Source organism: Klebsiella sp. HMSC16A12 (assembly GCF_001808265.1).
GTDB lineage: Bacteria > Pseudomonadota > Gammaproteobacteria > Enterobacterales > Enterobacteriaceae > Klebsiella > Klebsiella pneumoniae.
In genome coordinates this window covers 1-17428 of the sequence record NZ_KV792606.1, presented here as the reverse complement: position 1 = coordinate 17428, position 17428 = coordinate 1, and the positions used below count along the sequence as shown (strand labels likewise).

Annotated in this window: 15 protein-coding genes; 3 read left to right on the top strand and 12 right to left on the bottom strand. The window is 57.4% G+C overall.

Annotation, left to right across the window (positions count from 1 at the left end; all coding sequences use genetic code 11):
• Both apaG and apaH read left to right on the top strand, forming a co-directional pair.
• On the top strand, positions 1 to 378 hold the full coding sequence (gene apaG / locus HMPREF3140_RS11455; RefSeq protein ID WP_002888323.1) for a Co2+/Mg2+ efflux protein ApaG: 378 nt from the start codon (positions 1 to 3) through the stop codon (positions 376 to 378).
• A gap of 4 nt (positions 379 to 382) precedes the next feature.
• On the top strand, positions 383 to 1231 hold the full coding sequence (apaH, locus tag HMPREF3140_RS11450; protein WP_002888321.1) for a bis(5'-nucleosyl)-tetraphosphatase (symmetrical) ApaH: 849 nt from the start codon (positions 383 to 385) through the stop codon (positions 1229 to 1231).
• A 255-nt stretch (positions 1232 to 1486) separates the two neighbouring features.
• Here apaH and folA read toward each other — a convergent pair whose 3' ends face one another.
• The 12 genes from folA to citC form a co-directional block, all read right to left on the bottom strand.
• The gene (gene folA / locus HMPREF3140_RS11445; RefSeq protein WP_002888320.1) at positions 1487 to 1966 is read right to left on the bottom strand and encodes a type 3 dihydrofolate reductase; all 480 of its coding nucleotides are present in this window, start codon (positions 1964 to 1966) and stop codon (positions 1487 to 1489) included.
• 173 nt (positions 1967 to 2139) lie between these two features.
• On the bottom strand, positions 2140 to 4005 hold the full coding sequence (kefC, locus tag HMPREF3140_RS11440) for a glutathione-regulated potassium-efflux system protein KefC (protein ID WP_032410809.1): 1866 nt from the start codon (positions 4003 to 4005) through the stop codon (positions 2140 to 2142).
• The gene (kefF, locus tag HMPREF3140_RS11435; protein ID WP_002888068.1) at positions 3998 to 4531 is read right to left on the bottom strand and encodes a glutathione-regulated potassium-efflux system oxidoreductase KefF; all 534 of its coding nucleotides are present in this window, start codon (positions 4529 to 4531) and stop codon (positions 3998 to 4000) included. The genes kefC and kefF overlap by 8 nt, the downstream gene beginning before the upstream one ends.
• A gap of 131 nt (positions 4532 to 4662) precedes the next feature.
• Entirely contained in the window at positions 4663 to 4896 is a 234-nt protein-coding gene (locus HMPREF3140_RS11430) for a YgdI/YgdR family lipoprotein (protein WP_002888059.1), read from the bottom strand.
• Between the two features lie 167 nt (positions 4897 to 5063).
• Positions 5064 to 8288, bottom strand: coding sequence for a carbamoyl-phosphate synthase large subunit (gene carB, locus HMPREF3140_RS11425; protein ID WP_032410806.1), 3225 nt, complete (start codon positions 8286 to 8288; stop codon positions 5064 to 5066).
• 17 nt (positions 8289 to 8305) lie between these two features.
• On the bottom strand, positions 8306 to 9454 hold the full coding sequence (carA, locus tag HMPREF3140_RS11420; RefSeq protein WP_004177433.1) for a glutamine-hydrolyzing carbamoyl-phosphate synthase small subunit: 1149 nt from the start codon (positions 9452 to 9454) through the stop codon (positions 8306 to 8308).
• Positions 9455 to 9911: 457 nt separating this feature from the next.
• The gene (gene dapB, locus HMPREF3140_RS11405) at positions 9912 to 10733 is read right to left on the bottom strand and encodes a 4-hydroxy-tetrahydrodipicolinate reductase (RefSeq protein WP_004177440.1); all 822 of its coding nucleotides are present in this window, start codon (positions 10731 to 10733) and stop codon (positions 9912 to 9914) included.
• Positions 10734 to 10961: 228 nt separating this feature from the next.
• Positions 10962 to 11870 carry a triphosphoribosyl-dephospho-CoA synthase CitG gene (gene citG / locus HMPREF3140_RS11400; protein WP_004222628.1) on the bottom strand — a complete coding sequence of 303 codons (909 nt, stop codon included), beginning with the start codon at positions 11868 to 11870 and terminating at the stop codon, positions 10962 to 10964.
• Positions 11871 to 11888: 18 nt separating this feature from the next.
• Entirely contained in the window at positions 11889 to 13415 is a 1527-nt protein-coding gene (gene citF / locus HMPREF3140_RS11395; RefSeq protein WP_032410804.1) for a citrate lyase subunit alpha, read from the bottom strand.
• 10 nt (positions 13416 to 13425) lie between these two features.
• The gene (gene citE / locus HMPREF3140_RS11390; protein WP_004151372.1) at positions 13426 to 14295 is read right to left on the bottom strand and encodes a citrate (pro-3S)-lyase subunit beta; all 870 of its coding nucleotides are present in this window, start codon (positions 14293 to 14295) and stop codon (positions 13426 to 13428) included.
• The gene (citD, locus tag HMPREF3140_RS11385; protein ID WP_070552988.1) at positions 14292 to 14585 is read right to left on the bottom strand and encodes a citrate lyase acyl carrier protein; all 294 of its coding nucleotides are present in this window, start codon (positions 14583 to 14585) and stop codon (positions 14292 to 14294) included. The genes citE and citD overlap by 4 nt, the downstream gene beginning before the upstream one ends.
• A gap of 30 nt (positions 14586 to 14615) precedes the next feature.
• On the bottom strand, positions 14616 to 15644 hold the full coding sequence (citC, locus tag HMPREF3140_RS11380; protein ID WP_004222626.1) for a [citrate (pro-3S)-lyase] ligase: 1029 nt from the start codon (positions 15642 to 15644) through the stop codon (positions 14616 to 14618).
• A gap of 256 nt (positions 15645 to 15900) precedes the next feature.
• Here citC and citS point away from each other — a divergent pair, with 256 nt between their 5' ends.
• The gene (gene citS, locus HMPREF3140_RS11375; protein ID WP_032410800.1) at positions 15901 to 17241 is read left to right on the top strand and encodes a citrate/sodium symporter CitS; all 1341 of its coding nucleotides are present in this window, start codon (positions 15901 to 15903) and stop codon (positions 17239 to 17241) included.
• Positions 17242 to 17428 lie beyond the last annotated feature (187 nt).

Below are 17428 nucleotides of genomic sequence, written 5' to 3'. Positions count from 1 at the left end.
ATGATTCATTCGCCCCGGGTGTGTGTCCAGGTACAGAGCGTCTATATCGAATCGCAGTCTTCCCCGGAAGAAGAGCGCTACGTCTTCGCTTACACCGTCACCATTCGCAACCTGGGGCGGAGTCAGGTTCAGCTGCTTGGCCGCTACTGGCTCATCACTAATGGCCACGGTCGTGAGACTGAAGTTCAGGGTGAAGGGGTGGTCGGCGAGCAACCGCATATTCCCGCCGGCGGTGAATATCAATATACCAGCGGCGCAGTGATTGAAACGCCGCTGGGAACCATGCAGGGTCATTATGAGATGATCGATATCGACGGCGCGCCGTTCCGTATTGAGATCCCTGTTTTCCGTCTCGCAGTTCCAACGCTCATTCATTAAAACAATGTCAACATACCTTATTGGCGACGTTCACGGTTGCTACGATGAACTGATCGCATTATTAGCGCAGGTTGAATTCGATCCGCGGAGAGATACGCTGTGGCTGACCGGCGATCTGGTGGCCCGAGGCCCGGGATCGCTGGAGGTCCTGCGCTATGTCAAATCTCTGGGCGACAGCGTTCGACTGGTGCTGGGCAACCATGACTTACACCTGCTGGCGGTCTTTGCCGGTATCAGCCGCAACAAGCCAAAGGATCGTCTGAAACCACTGCTGGAAGCGCCGGATGCCGATGAGCTGCTCAACTGGCTGCGTCGCCAGCCGCTGCTGCAGGTGGATGAAGAGAAAAAGCTGGTGATGGCCCATGCCGGCATTACGCCGCAGTGGGATCTGGAGACCGCCCAGCAGTGCGCGCGTGATGTTGAAGCAGTGCTCTCCAGCGACTCCTATCCTTTCTTCCTCGATGCCATGTACGGCGACATGCCGAACCACTGGAGCAACGAGCTGAGCGGCCTGGCGCGCCTGCGCTTTATCTCTAACGCCTTTACCCGCATGCGCTACTGTTTCCCGAACGGACAGCTGGATATGTATTCGAAGGAAGCGCCCGAGGACGCCCCGGCGCCGCTGAAGCCGTGGTTTGCCATTCCCGGCCCGGTCAGCAATGCCTACAGCATTGCCTTTGGCCACTGGGCTTCGCTGGAGGGACGCGGCACGCCGGAGGGGATTTACGCCCTGGATACCGGCTGCTGCTGGGGCGGGGAACTCACCTGCCTGCGCTGGGAAGATAAGCAGTACTTCACCCAGCCGTCAAACCGGCAGAAAAGCCTCGACGAAGGCGAAGCCGTCGCGTCCTGACTCTTCCCGGATAGCGGCGCGTTGCGCCTTATCCGGGCTACCTGCGGCGTCGTTTTGTCGGGTGGCGGCTAACGCCTTACCCGACCTACGTTTATGTGCTATTTGTCGCTCCGGGGAGTGCTTCAGAAAGAAGACGAAGCCCGCGACGGGGAACATGACGAGATACTGAGTGCGCCATCGTCGCGCAATTCATGCAAAAGAAAACCCCGGTCACGCCAGACGCGACCGGGGTTTTTTTATCGCTATCCTGCCCGCTTAACGACGTTCGAGGATCTCAAAGCAGTAGCTATGGGAGTTCTGCGCGTCGGCGTCATGAAACTCGCTGAACACCGACTCCCATTCGTCCGGATCGTAATCCGGGAAATGGGTATCGCCTTCCACTTCCGCATCAATATGGGTCAAGTAGAGCTTCTGCGCTTTCGGCAGGAACTGCTCATACACCCGGCCGCCGCCGATCACCATAATCTCTTCCACATCGCCGCAGGCGGCAATTGCTTCTTCTACGGAGGAGACCCACTGCACGCGATCGTCGCTGCCGGGTTTGCTGCTGATCACGATATTTTTACGCCCCGGCAATGGGCGCCCAATGGATTCCCAGGTCAGACGCCCCATCACCACCGGCTTATTTAACGTGTTGCGTTTGAACCAGGCGAGATCGGCAGGCAGGTTCCATGGCATGGCGTTTTCCATACCAATGACGCGATCTACCGCTAACGCCGCAATCAGACTGATCATTCATTCATTCCCGAGTGCACAAAATTGTCGCCACTATACGGAAAGCGTACAACTTCGTCGACTGGCCGGAGGGTAAAGAATAAGAAAATTTTCTGATTTGCTGGCAAGCCCACGTTCACACCGTGGGCCGCCAGAAGAGGATCCAAACGAAAACAAAATGTTACTGGTCAGCCTCAGGCTGAGGGCTTATTTTCCGGCTCATCGGCGATATCCCCGGTGTGCCTGCCCTCTTCCGTACCCTGCCAGCCATGACGCTGCACCAGCGACAGATGATGACGATCTTCGTTGATGATGCCGGTCAGCATATCGCTGGTCCGCTTGAAGACCGCCACCCGCGACGCGGCATCGTTTTCCGCCATCGCCACCATCTCTTCGACCATCTGCAGGTTGAATCGACGGAACAGATCGGCCCGCTCGCGCGCTTCATAGGCGCCGAGCCCCAGCGCCTCCAGCGTCATTCGGCCGGACTTCAGCGCCGCCTCGAAGGTTTCACGCTCCGGGGCCTCGACGCCAGCCTGGCGCAGCTGAATGTAATGATCGACATCGCGGGCGCGGGAGATGATCTGCAGATGCGGAAAATGCTCTTTTACCCTCGCCACCAGCTCCAGGCTGACGTGCGGATCGTCAATGGTATTGATCAGCACTTCCGCCTTTTCGGCGCCGGCCGACTCCAGCAGATCGACCCGGGTGGCATCGCCGTAGAAAACCTTCATATCAAATTTGCGCAGGGTATCGACATGGTCCGGATCGTGATCGAGGATCACCATCTTCACCCCGCTCGAGAGCAGCAAACGGCCGGCTATCTGCCCGAAGCGGCCAAAGCCGGCGACAATCACCCGCGGCTGCTCTTCATCAATCTCGTCAGCATCACGCGCCTGGCCGCTGGACGATTTCTCCAGACGGGTCAGCAGCACCAGCAGAATGGGGGTTGCCGCCATCGACAGGGCCACCGCCAGGGTCAACGCTTTTGCCCATTCGCCGTCCAGTACATCCGCCATCCGCGCGGCGCCAAACACCACAAACGCGAACTCACTCCCCTGCCCCAGCAGCACCGCAAACCAGCGGCGCTGGGCGCGCGGTACGCCAAGCGGCCTGGCGATAAGCCACAGCATCAGCATTTTTATCGCCAGGAAACCGACCAGCAAAATCACAATACGCAGCGGATGGGTGACCAGGGTGCCGAAATCAATCGACATGCCGACGCCGATAAAGAACAGCCCCAACAGCAGTCCTTTAAACGGCTCAATATCACTCTCCAGCGCATGACGATATTCGGAGCTGGCCAGCAGCACCCCGGCGAGAAACGCCCCCATTGCCATCGACAGCCCCACCTCTTCCAGCAATAAGCCAAAGCCGAAGACCAGGAACAGGGCCACGGCGCTGAACACTTCGCGCAGGCCGGAACGGGCGACAAAGCGCAGCAGCGGGCGGGTCAGATAGCGCCCAAGGACCACCACCAGCGCCAGCGCTGCGGCCACTTTCAGCGCGGAGAGGGCAAAAGCCATCAGCGAAGTGGCGCCGCCGCTGGCCGCCAGCAGCGGGATCATCGCCACCAGCGGGATCGCGGCGATATCCTGGAACAGCAGCACCGCAAAGGCGCTGCGCCCCATCTGCGACACCGTCAGATTGCGCTCATTCATCGCCTGCATAGCGATCGCGGTTGAGGAAAGCGCCAGAGTCATACCAATCAGCTCGGCCACCTGCCAGCGCAGGCCCAGCAGCATGCAGAACAGGCCGATCAACACCCCGCACGCCACCATCTGCAGTGCGCCGCCGCCAAACACCGAGGCGCGCAGCTTCCATAAGCGCTGCGGATCGAGCTCCAGACCAATGACGAACAGCATCAGCACCACGCCAATCTCGGCAAAGTGCAGAATCGCCTCGGCATCGGTCACCAGCCGCAGCGCCCACGGGCCGATAATACAGCCGGCGATGAGATAGCCCAGCACTGACCCCAGCCCCAGACGGACGGCGATGGGCACAATCAGCGCCGCGGCGCCGAGGTAAATCAACGCCTGTATCAGCGTATGGCTATCCATTCTGGTGTGCCTCCTGCCAGTCGATTAAGCGTTGACGATAGCGGCGGGCCTGCGCCTGCAGCGTTTCATCATCGCAGATAAAGGTGCAGTGCATAGCGAACGGCGGCAGCCACTTCATCCCGCAGTAAAGCGCGGTTGCCTGCAGAGGCTGCGCCAGCACCGGGAAACCGGGAAACGAACCGATATCAAAGTGGCTTTCACCGCCGCCGGTAGTGACCGCCCACATCAGCGATTTACCGCGCAGCGCAATACCGTTATGGCCATAGGCCCAACCGTGCGACAGCACCTTGTCCATCCACAGCTTGAGCAGCGGCGGTACGCTATACCATTGCATAGGGTGCTGCCAGATAACCAGATCGGCACGGGCCAGCGCCGCCTGCTCGGCGGCGACATCGATATTAAAGTCGGGATAGAGTTGATAGAGGGAGCGTATCTCTACGCCTTCAAGCGTCCCTGCCTGTTCAAGCATTCGCTTATTCGCATGAGAATGCTGCGGATAAGGATGCGCATAAATTATCAGAATCATTGATTGGCCTGCGTTTGCTCTTGTCGTAATCAGCAAGAGTGTAGACAGTTAAGCGAACCGCTTACAATGATAACTGTGATTTATGTCGCGATGGCTTACGCAACGCGCGCCCTGAGGGTTAACGTCAGGCCTTAGTTATCCAGCTCGTCCATGGACTTCACCTGGTCGCGGTTAATCTGCTCCACGCGGCCGGTTTCGGCATTTTTGTATGAGACAAGGCCGGTGTCATCATCCACCTGCGGTTTGCCGCTGGTGACAATGGTCTTACCGTCGGTGGTTTTGATCGATTGATTCGATGAGCAGCCGGCCACGAACATGATTGCCGTCGCTGCCAGTGCGGATGCCACCAGAATATTGTTCCGCATTGTATCCTCCTGTCTTTTCATCAATAGGTATCGTTATGGTGCTAACTATAGTTAGCCTGACCCGACAGGGGGTTAAAAGCAGAACTCTCTGAAGATGGCTGCGGCCAAAAAAAAGGCTGACGATGTCGTCAGCCCAGGATTGTTGCTATCCGGCCAGGCCGGGAAGCTTATTTAGTGATTTGCGCGTGCATTTCCTGCACCGAAATCACCTTCTCGGTGGCGTCAGCGTTCAGCGCCATCGCGGTGGCAAAGCCGCCGTTCAGGGTGGTGTCGTAATGCACTTTGTACTGCAGCGCGCTGCGGCGAATCAGCTTGGAGTCTTCAATCGCCTGGCGACCTGCGGTGGTGTTGATGATGTAGGTATATTCGCCATTCTTGATGCGGTCCTGAATGTGCGGACGACCTTCATGCACCTTGTTCACCAGACGCGGGTTAATGCCCGCTTCACCCAGCACAATCGCCGTACCGTGAGTCGCATCCAGCTCGAAGCCAAACTTCAGCAGCTTCGCCGCCAGGTCAACCACGCGCTCTTTATCGCCTTCGCGGACGGAGAGCAGCGCGCGACCCTGTTTCTTCATGGTCGAGTTGCTGCCCAGCTGCGCTTTGGCGAACGCTTCGGCAAAGGTGCGGCCGACGCCCATCACTTCCCCGGTGGAGCGCATTTCTGGCCCTAACAGCGGGTCAACGCCCGGGAATTTATTGAACGGCAGGACCACCTCTTTCACCGAGTAGTACGGCGGGATGATCTCTTTGGTCACGCCCTGCTGCGCCAGCGTCTTACCGGCCATCACGCGCGCCGCCACTTTCGCCAGCGGGACGCCGGTGGCTTTGGAGACGAACGGTACGGTACGCGCCGCACGCGGGTTGACCTCAATCAGATAAACTTCGTTATCTTTCACCGCGAACTGGACGTTCATCAGGCCGCGAACCTGCAGCTCGAAGGCCAGCTTCTGCACCTGCTCGCGCATCACATCCTGAATCTCTTTGCTCAGGGTGTAGGCCGGCAGGGAACAGGCGGAGTCGCCGGAGTGGACGCCTGCCTGCTCGATATGCTCCATGATGCCGCCAATCAGCACCATTTCGCCATCGCAGATGGCATCGACATCCACTTCAATCGCATCGTCGAGGAAGCGATCCAGCAGCACCGGCGCGTCGTTGGAGACGCTGACCGCGGTCTGGAAGTAGCGGCGCAGATCCTGCTCGTCATAGACGATCTCCATCGCCCGGCCGCCGAGCACATAAGACGGACGCACCACCAGCGGGTAGCCAATCTCTTTCGCTTTCTCTACCGCCTGCTCAATGGCGGTGACGGTGGCGTTCGCCGGCTGCTTCAGCTTCAGACGGTCAACCGCGTGCTGGAAGCGCTCACGGTCTTCCGCCCGGTCGATAGCGTCCGGACTGGTACCGATAACCGGCACGCCGGCAGCTTCCAGGGCACGAGCCAGTTTCAGCGGGGTCTGGCCGCCGTACTGGACGATAACGCCTTTTGGCTTCTCGATGCGCACGATTTCCAGCACGTCTTCCAGGGTCACCGGCTCAAAATACAGACGGTCGGAGGTGTCGTAGTCGGTAGAGACGGTTTCCGGGTTACAGTTGACCATGATGGTCTCGTAACCGTCCTCGCGCAGCGCCAGCGAGGCGTGTACGCAGCAGTAGTCGAATTCGATACCCTGACCGATACGGTTCGGGCCGCCGCCGAGGACCATGATTTTATCGCGGTCAACGAACGGGTTGGACTCACACTCTTCTTCATAAGTGGAGTACATGTAGGCGGTATCGGTAGCAAATTCCGCAGCGCAGGTGTCCACGCGCTTGTAGACCGGGTGCAGGTCATACTGGTCGCGCAGCTTGCGGATTTCCGCTTCCCGCACGCCCGCCAGCTTCGCCAGACGCGCATCGGCAAAGCCTTTACGCTTCAGGGTGCGCAGGAAGTCAGCGTCGAGGCCGTTGATGCCCACTTCCGCCACTTTCTCTTCCAGACGGACCAGCTCTTCAATCTGTACCAGGAACCAGCGGTCGATGTTGGTCAGGTTGAAGACGCCGTCAACCGAGAGGCCCGCGCGGAACGCGTCAGCGATATACCAGATACGCTCAGCGCCGGCATCTTTCAGCTCGCGGCGGATTTTGGTCAGCGCTTCCGGATCGTCGAGGCTCACTTTCGGGTCGAAGCCGGTAGCGCCCACTTCCAGACCGCGCAGCGCTTTCTGCAAGGATTCCTGCTGGGTACGACCAATCGCCATCACTTCGCCGACAGACTTCATCTGGGTGGTCAGACGGTCGTTGGCGCCGGCGAATTTTTCAAAGTTAAAGCGTGGGATTTTAGTGACCACGTAGTCGATGGACGGTTCAAAGGAAGCCGGGGTGCGGCCGCCGGTGATGTCGTTCATCAGCTCGTCGAGGGTATAACCTACCGCCAGCTTGGCTGCCACTTTAGCAATCGGGAAGCCGGTGGCCTTAGAGGCCAGCGCCGAGGAGCGGGAGACGCGCGGGTTCATTTCGATAACGATCAGGCGACCGTTTTTCGGGTTGACCGCGAACTGCACGTTAGAGCCGCCGGTTTCGACGCCGATTTCACGCAGCACCGCCATCGAGGCGTTACGCATGATCTGGTACTCTTTGTCGGTCAGGGTCTGCGCCGGGGCAACGGTGATGGAGTCACCGGTGTGGATCCCCATGGCGTCGAAGTTTTCGATGGAGCAGACGATGATGCAGTTATCGTTCTTATCGCGCACCACTTCCATCTCGTACTCTTTCCAGCCGATCAGCGATTCATCGATCAGCAGTTCGTTGGTCGGAGAGAGATCCAGGCCGCGTTCGCAGATTTCTTCGAACTCTTCGCGGTTATAGGCGATACCGCCGCCGGTGCCGCCCATGGTGAAGGACGGACGGATGATGCACGGGAAACCAACGTCTGCGGCAACCGCCAGCGCCTCTTCCATCGTGTGGGCGATACCAGAGCGCGCGGTGTCGAGGCCGATTTTTTTCATTGCGATATCGAAACGGCGACGGTCTTCGGCTTTATCAATCGCATCGGCGGTGGCGCCAATCATGGTCACGCCGAATTCAGCCAGTACCCCCTGACGCTCCAGCTCGAGCGCGCAGTTCAGCGCCGTCTGGCCGCCCATGGTCGGCAGCACCGCATCCGGGCGCTCTTTTTCGATGATTTTACGCACCACTTCCCAGTGAATCGGCTCGATGTAGGTGGCATCGGCCATTTCCGGGTCGGTCATGATGGTCGCCGGGTTAGAGTTCACCAGGATAACGCGGTAGCCCTCTTCGCGCAGCGCTTTACAGGCCTGGGCGCCGGAGTAGTCAAACTCACACGCCTGACCGATAACAATCGGGCCCGCGCCCAGAATCAGGATACTTTTTATGTCTGTACGTTTTGGCATTGCTCTTTTACTCCTGATTATTTCGCGGACTGACGGTAGAGCTCAATTAACTCGATAAAGTGGTCGAACAGCGGCGCGGCATCGTGCGGCCCCGGGCTCGCTTCAGGGTGCCCCTGGAAGCTGAACGCCGGTTTGTCGGTACGATGGATCCCCTGCAGGGTGCCGTCGAACAGCGACTTATGGGTCACGCGCAGGTTGGCCGGCAGCGTCGCCTCATCTACGGCGAAACCGTGGTTCTGGGCAGTGATCATCACCACGTTGTTATCAATATCTTTCACCGGGTGGTTGCCGCCGTGGTGGCCGAACTTCATCTTAATGGTCTTGGCACCGCTCGCCAGCGCCAGTAGCTGATGGCCAAGGCAGATGCCGAATACCGGAATATCGGTCTCAAGGAATTTTTCAATCGCCTCGATAGCGTAATCGCACGGCGCCGGGTCGCCAGGGCCGTTGGAGAGGAAGATACCGTCCGGATTGAGCGCCAGCACGTCCGCGGCGGAGGTCTTCGCCGGCACCACCGTCAGGCGGCAGCCGCGGTCAACCAGCATGCGCAGGATGTTGCGTTTCGCGCCGAAGTCATATGCCACAACGTGGAACGGCAGCTCGCTTTCCGCTTTCGCTTCCGGCAGGTCGCCCGCCAGGGTCCAGCTGCCTTGCGTCCAGCTATAGGTTTCTGCGGTGGTCACTTCCTTCGCCAAGTCCATGCCGTTCAGGCCCGGGAACGCTTTCGCTTTTTCCAGCGCCAGCTGGGCATCCGGGCTGTCGCCCGCGATGATGCAGCCGTTCTGCGCCCCTTTCTCACGCAGCAGACGCGTCAGCTTGCGGGTATCGATATCGGCAATCGCCACGATGTTATGGCGCTTCAGATAAGAAGAGAGGTCTTCAGTACTGCGGAAGTTGCTGGCAATCAGCGGCAGGTCGCGAATAACCAGCCCCTGCGCATGTACCTGAGAAGATTCTTCATCGGCGGCGTTGGTGCCGACATTACCAATATGAGGATAAGTAAGAGTGACGATTTGGCGGGAATAGGAAGGATCAGTGAGGATTTCTTGATAACCGGTCATTGAAGTATTGAAAACGACTTCCCCAACCGCCGTGCCGGTTGCCCCGATGGCCCGACCGTGAAACTGGGTTCCGTCTTCCAGAACCAATAGCGCTGACTTAATCAAAACATCCTCCAGAGAATATCCACTCACTTTATTTGCATATTAATTCATAAACACGATCTGAATCAATGCAAATCTGTTGCCCGCAGATTTTTGGCAAACGGCGGCATTCTGGAGAGATGTCGGATAAAAGTCAACTTAAAGCGGAGATTTTTAATGTCATTTTACGCCACTGGTGCGTAACACGTGATTTTTACGCCAAAAAGATCAACAAACCTGGCTGAGAAAACGCTTGCGGATGTGGAAGAGTGTAAAACAGAGGGATGATCGACAAAAAAGTGGACCAGATGGTCAAAATTTACATTTAATTCACTAAAAAACACGCTAATATTGTATTTTTTACGCATTAGACTTAAGAAATACACCGTAATTCGCAAAAATAAAAAAGGGCAACAAAATATTGCCCCTTGAATCAATAACTTATTGATAGCAATAACCACATCACGATGGGTAATAATCGTTATAAACTATTCAGATCCAGCACATCACGCATATCAAACAGGCCATTTTTCTTGTCTTTCAGCCATAATGCTGAACGAACGGCGCCATTTGCAAAGGTCATGCGGCTGGACGCTTTATGGGTGATTTCAATACGCTCACCGATGTCAGCAAACATTGCCGTATGCTCCCCGACGATATCCCCCGCGCGAACGGTCGCGAAGCCGATGGTGCCCGGGACGCGTTCGCCAGTGTAGCCTTCACGACTGTAGACCGCGCAGTCCTTAAGATCTTTGTTCAATGCCCCGGCGATCGCTTCGCCCATCGCCAGCGCGGTGCCTGACGGCGCATCCACTTTATGCCGGTGGTGCGCTTCGATAATTTCGATGTCGGTATAGTCGCCCATCACCTTCGCCGCCTTCTCCAGCAGCTTCAACAGGACGTTGACGCCAACGCTAAAGTTAGCGGCGAAGACAATGGCAATGTCCTGCGCGGCATCGCGAATCGCCTGTTTGCCAGCGTCGTCAAAACCGGTGGTGCCGATGACCATCCCTTTGCCGTGCTCGCGGCAAAACGCCAGATGGTTCAGCGTGCCTTCCGGGCGGGTAAAATCGATCAACACGTCGAAATCATCTTTTACCGCCGCCAGGCTGCTCTGCACCGCGACGCCCGCTTTGCCGGCGCCCGCCAGCTCGCCGGCGTCGCTGCCCACCAGGCTTGACCCTTCACGCTCCAGCGCCGCGCCCAGCGCCACGCCTTCCATCTGCAATGCAGCCTGAATTAACTGGCGTCCCATCCGGCCGCCCGCGCCGGCGATGGCCACGCGGATTTGTGCATCATGCATAGCTATTCTCTTTTGTTAACATTACGTAAATTGTTTTCAGAGTAACCAGCCCGTCAGCGGGCCGCTACTCAAAAACGCCGATAATTAGAAATTTATGACAAACGGCGGACGATATCAGTAAAAACTATACGATTGTGCCGCGATTCCGTGTTTACCGGATGACAACCGGGAAGGCTAATGATGGCGCCCTCGCCCGTACAGTGCGGGCGAAGGCGGTATTGCAGTGGGTTACAGCGGGAAAAGCGCGCCGGCGGGAAACGCGGATAAAAACCAGGTCACCGCCAACAGATCGGCGCTGCCGCCAGGGCTGAGATGGCGGGCAATCAGCTCATCGTCAAACTGTCGCAGCGCCTCCAGCCCGCCGTCCGCCAGCACGCCGCCCTGCCACAGCAGTCGCTGCGCCTCCTGCTGGACAAAGTTCAGCCCGGCAAGCCCGCCGCGCGAGACCAGGTTGGTGTCATCATTCCACGCCATCAGATGCAGCAGGGTTTGCAGTAGCGCCAGATTACTGTCGCCGGTCTCTTCCATCATGCGGGTAAAGACTGGCATGGCCTGGGTACGCACCGTCAGGAAACCGCTCTCCGCCTCGCCGCGGGCCCCGGAGAGACCATAGCGCAGAAAATGAGCCTCGCCTTTACTGAGCCGTTCCCCGCCAGCAGAAGACAACTCCTGCATAACCATGCCGCGACAGAAGCGCGCCACCTGGTCGCAAAGCCGGTGCTGCTCTATCGGCTCACCTTTCGACACCAGCCTGCCCGCCGCCGCGCTGAGCAGGCCAAAAGCGAAGATCGCCCCGCGATGGGTATTCACCCCGCCGGTGGCCTCCAGCATATCGTTCTCACAGGCCATCCCTACCGGGCGCAGCATCATCAATACCTGCTCCGGCGCGACCGCCGCAGTATCGTGGCCCATGATGAAAAATTTCTCCATCCACGGAGCCACCACCGCGGTGCTGGCCTCAAACGAGGCCAGATCCATATCCCAGTGCGCGCCAGCGTTACGAATATCCACCAACCCGGGCTTTGGGGTCAGGCGAACTTCGGTCAACAGCGCGCGCTCTACCGCGCTGACCACCTCTTCGGCACTCAGTGGCTTCACGCGCCGCACACGCGCAGGATTAATTAACACGTCGCTCATGGCCTTTCCCCTCTGCGTTTAGTCGCTGTTTTTCACCTGATGAATCACATCGATGACCGAACCGTCGCGATAGCGCACCACCGCCACCACCCGATCGGTGAATTCGATCGGCTGCGGCTTGCCAGTCAACAGCTCAGCACGCTGCTGCAGTTCCTCAATGGTCATCAGCGGAATGCCTGCGCTGCGCAAATTGTCGATCAGGTCCTGACGTGCCGGGTTGACCGCAATGCCGTGGTCAGTGACCAGCACATCCACGCTGGCCCCCGGCGTGACGCGGGTCAGCACCTTTTCCACGACGCAGGGAATACGGCCGCGAACTAACGGCGCGGTAATAATGGTCAAATCCGCACCGGCGGCGGTATCGCTATGGCCACCGGACGCCCCGCGCAGCACACCGTTAGAACCGGTCATCACGTTAACGTTAAAGTCGATATCAATTTCCAGCGCGCTGAGCATCACCACGTTTAAGCGCTCGCAGGAGGCGCCTTTGGAGCCCGGGCTGGCATACTGATTGGTGGAGATCTCGACATGGTTCGGGTTCTGCGCCAGCGAACGCGCCGCGTCGCCATCGAAGGACTGGGTATCGAGCAGCGTTTTGATCAACCCTTTTTCGTGCAAATCGACCATCGTCCCGGTGATACCGCCGAGGCCGAAGCTGGCGGTAATGCCGTTACGGCGCATTTTATCTTCAAGGAAGCGAGTTACTGCCAGCGAGGCGCCGCCGGTACCGGTCTGCAGCGAGAAACCCTCTTTAAAGTAACCGGAGTGCTCAACCACTTTCGCCGCCTGGCGGGCGATCAGCAGCTCGCGCGGGTTGCTGGTCAGACGGATGGCACCCGCGGTAATTTTTTGCGGATCGCCGACTTCATCTACCTGGACTATCAGATCCACCTGATCCTGGGCAATACTGGCCGGATAGTTAGGATAATCCACCCACTCTTCGGTGAGCAGCACCACGCATTTAGCGTGCTCGGCATCGACGCGCGCGTAGCCCAGCGAACCGCAGCGTGATTTACCGCTAAAGCCGTTGGCGTTGCCAAACTCATCGCAGCAAGGAACGCCGAGAAACGCGACATCAATCGACAGCTCGCCGCTTTGAATCAGCTGTACGCGACCGCCGTGGGAGTGGATCTGCACCGGGTTTTCCATTAAACCGGCGGAGATCTCCTCGCCCAACTTGCCGCGCAGGCCGGAGGTGTAGATCTGGCGGATCACGCCATTTTTAATATGCTCGATCAGCGGCCAGTGGGCGTCGATCAGCGAACTGGACGCCAGGGTGAGATCGCGAAAACCCATTTCCGCCAGCTTCGCCACTACCATATTGACGACTTTGTCACCGCCGCGAAACGCGTGGTGAAACGAGATGGTCATGCCGTTTTGCAGGCCGGAGCGACGAATCGCCGTTTCCAGCGAATCGCAGATTTTGCGCTGGCGCTTTTCGCTCTCACTCGCCAGCCAGGGACTTTTCGCCGTTACGCCGGCATAAGGTGTCAGTCCATTCGGCATCACGTACTGCTGATTAAGCATTGCTACTGTCTCTTTCATCTTATTCCCCTTAATCACGAATACCGGAAGCCGAGAGCGCCACCACTTTGCGAGCATGGTCGATAATCGGTCCATCGATCATCTTGCCGTTCAGCGATACCACACCCAGACCTCGCGTTTCGGCTTCTTCCGCCGCGGCAATCACTTCCAGCGCGTGATCGACCTCTTTGCGCGTCGGGGCATAGACCTGATGCAGGAGTTCAATTTGTCGTGGGTTAACCAACGATTTGCCGTTAAAGCCGAGGTTTTTGGCCAGATTCGCTTCCGCCAGGAAGCCCTCTTCATTATTGATATCCGACCACACCACGTCATAGGCGGCGATGCCGGCAACGCGGGCGGCATGCAGTACAGCGCAGCGGGCGTAGAACAGTTCAGTACCGTCGCCGCGGGAGGTGCCCATATCCATCACGTAATCGAAGGCCGCCAGCGCGATCGCCGCCAGACGCGGGCTGGCACGGGCGATTTCCACCGCGTTCACCACGCCCAGCGCCGACTCGATCGCCGCCATTAACTTGGTGCTGCCCACTTCCCGGCCGCACTCGCGTTCAATCCGCTCAACATGCGCTTCCAGCTCATGGATATCTTCTTTGCTGTCGGTTTTCGGCAGACGCACCATATCCACGCCCGCGCGGACTACCGCTTCAAGGTCGGCAAGACCGAACGGCGTATTCAGCGGGTTAATGCGCACCACGGTTTCGATATCCTGATACAGTGGATGCTGCAGCGCCTGATACACCAGCAGACGAGCGGTATCTTTCTCGCGCAGCGAAACGGCATCTTCCAGGTCGAACATCACCGCATCGGCGCCGTAGACGAATGACGTGCTTAACATGGCGGCATTGGCGCCAGGGATGAACAACATACTGCGACGTGGTTTCATAGCTGGCTCCATTGTAATTGGGTCTGTTGCGCCGCGCGCAGCGCCGCGGCCTGTACGCGAGCTCGCAAAACACATTCCAGCGCGCCTTTATCATCGACCACCACGTTGGCCTGTTTCACGCCAAGCTGAGCCAGCGTTTCTCTCACTACCGGCTCAATCGCAGCGCCAAACTGTTGTTTCACAATGCTGTCGATTTCCAGCTGAATGCCCGGCTGCGCCGCCGGTCCAATCCTGACCATCACATCGCTGGACTCCAGCGTGCCGGCCAGGGCGTCAATCTTCATTTCCATAGGGGAAAATCCTTAGTTAGGGCATAAAAATCAGGCGGTTTGATGTTCGCTTTCCGCCAGTTGCATCAGAAAAGAGAGGGTCCCCGGCGGCACCAGCGCCGCGACCGCCTGCCAGTTGCGCTGTCGATAGAGTTCACGCACTCGGGAGGCCGACACGGGTCCACCATTTTTTTCGATTCGCGCAAGCTCAACTACTTCAATGGGCGGCGCGTCGCCTGGCGCTTCCAGTAGTGACTTCATGCGCTGGTTGTAATTACGGGTCAGGGGACACAACGGCTCGGTGCCGACAAAGCGATGGGTAATCTGCAGCGCCGGGGCCAGGCGCTCGCGGAAGAGCTGCAGGTCAATCTGGCTGTGGCAGTCATCAACCACCCCTTGCTCTTTCAGGAAATAGCCGGGGAACGTCGCCCGCGAGATCAGATACGCCGAACCGGGATGCAGCGTCACCTTATCGATGCCGGTAATCCCCTGTTCAATGAGCTTGAAGCGATCGTGATAGGAAAAGCAGGACGCATCTTCTTTGACCACAAACAGATGCAGCCAGTCGCACTGGCTGGCCGCCTGTTCTACCAACCAGCGGTGGCCGAGGGTGAATGGATTGGCGTTCATCACGATAGCGCCGATTTTTCTTCCCGGCTGACGGTACATCGCCAGCTGTCGGCAGTAACGAGTCAGTCGTTCGCGGCTATTTTCCATTAGCACGGCGCGGTCGCCCGCCTGGGCTATCGGCCAGAAGCCGGCGCCGGAAAATAACGCAGCATTGCAAGGTTTAGTGAACAAAAACAGTTCGCTGCGCCCCAGCTCATAGGCCAGCGTCAGGAGCTCGGTCAGTAATTTAAGGCTCAGCCCCTCCCCCTGCAGCGAGGGATCGATGGCGATGCATTTCAGCACATTGCCGGCGATAGCACCGCAGCCGACCAGCCGCTGCTGATACTCGGCGATAATCGCCATTTCGCAGTCGGCCTCTAACGACAGTTGATGCTGGCGGAGAAACCGATCGATCGCCTCTCGCCGCGGTTTATCTTTTAATAGTTGAACGCGTTTTAATATCAGTGTCATTTTTTAGCGCTTCGTCATTTCAAAACGAACTGTATTTCGCCAGCGTTCGGCTATGGATTCTTGTATTTAAGTCACAGTTTTTCTCGTGGCTTAATTGGCTTTATGGTTTTTATGTTGTTAATTAATTCAGAATCATAAAAACAATTAAATTAATAAAAAACACGAGTATTCAGTGAAGATAATCACACCTTACCCCTGGATCTATTTATTACTATGCGCCGGTCTTACTACTCCATCAATAAACAGGATAACGTTTATGACTAACATGAGTCAGGCTCCGGCGACGGAGAAAAAGGGCGTTAGCGATCTGCTGGGATTTAAAATCTTCGGCATGCCGCTCCCCCTTTACGCATTTGCGTTAATTACACTATTACTTTCACATTTTTATAACGCTTTACCCACCGATATCGTCGGCGGCTTTGCCATCATGTTTATTATCGGCGCTATATTCGGGGAAATTGGCAATCGCCTGCCAATATTCAACAAATATATCGGTGGCGCTCCGGTGATGATTTTCCTGGTGGCGGCTTATTTTGTCTATGCCGGTATTTTTACGCAGAAAGAAATCGATGCTATCAGCAACGTTATGGATAAGAGTAACTTCCTTAACTTATTCATCGCGGTATTAATTACCGGAGCAATTCTGTCGGTAAACCGCCGCCTGCTGCTGAAATCACTGCTCGGCTATATTCCAACTATCCTGATGGGCATTGTCGGCGCGTCTATTTTTGGCATCGCTATCGGCCTGGTGTTCGGTATTCCAGTGGATCGCATCATGATGCTGTACGTCCTGCCGATCATGGGTGGCGGCAACGGCGCGGGCGCGGTCCCCCTGTCGGAGATTTACCACTCCGTCACCGGTCGTTCTCGCGAAGAGTATTACTCAACCGCTATCGCTATTCTGACCATCGCTAACATCTTCGCCATCGTCTTTGCCGCCGTCCTCGATATCATCGGCAAAAAACACGCCTGGCTGAGCGGCGAAGGGGAACTGGTGCGTAAAGCCTCGTTCAAAGTGGAAGAAGATGAGAAAGCGGGACAAATCACCCATCGCGAAACCGCCGTCGGTCTGGTGCTGTCCACTACCTGCTTCCTGCTGGCCTACGTCGTGGCGAAGAAAATTCTGCCCAGCATTGGCGGTGTGGCTATTCACTATTTCGCGTGGATGGTGCTGATCGTCGCCGCGCTGAACGCCTCCGGGCTGTGCTCACCGGAAATCAAAGCCGGTGCTAAACGCTTGTCTGATTTCTTCTCCAAACAGCTGCTGTGGGTGCTGATGGTCGGGGTCGGCGTCTGCTACACCGACCTACAGGAAATTATCAACGCCATCACCTTCGCTAACGTTGTTATCGCCGCCATTATCGTTATCGGTGCGGTGCTCGGCGCGGCGATCGGTGGCTGGCTGATGGGCTTCTTCCCAATAGAATCGGCCATCACTGCAGGCCTGTGTATGGCCAACCGCGGCGGCTCCGGCGACCTGGAAGTTCTCTCTGCCTGTAACCGTATGAACCTTATCTCTTATGCGCAAATCTCCTCCCGTTTGGGCGGCGGTATTGTGCTGGTCATCGCCAGCATCGTGTTCGGCATGATGATTTAACCCATACGCACGATGGCACGTTGAACTGACAGGTGAAGAACGAATCAGGGTCCCATGCCGGGAGCGGCAGAGGGAAATCCACCCTGCTCCTTAGCCGGAAACGCCAGAAACCTTGTCAGACAGCGCGTCATCGTGCCCCTATTTGAGATGTATAAATGACTGACAATGCCATCCTGTTAGGCGAAGG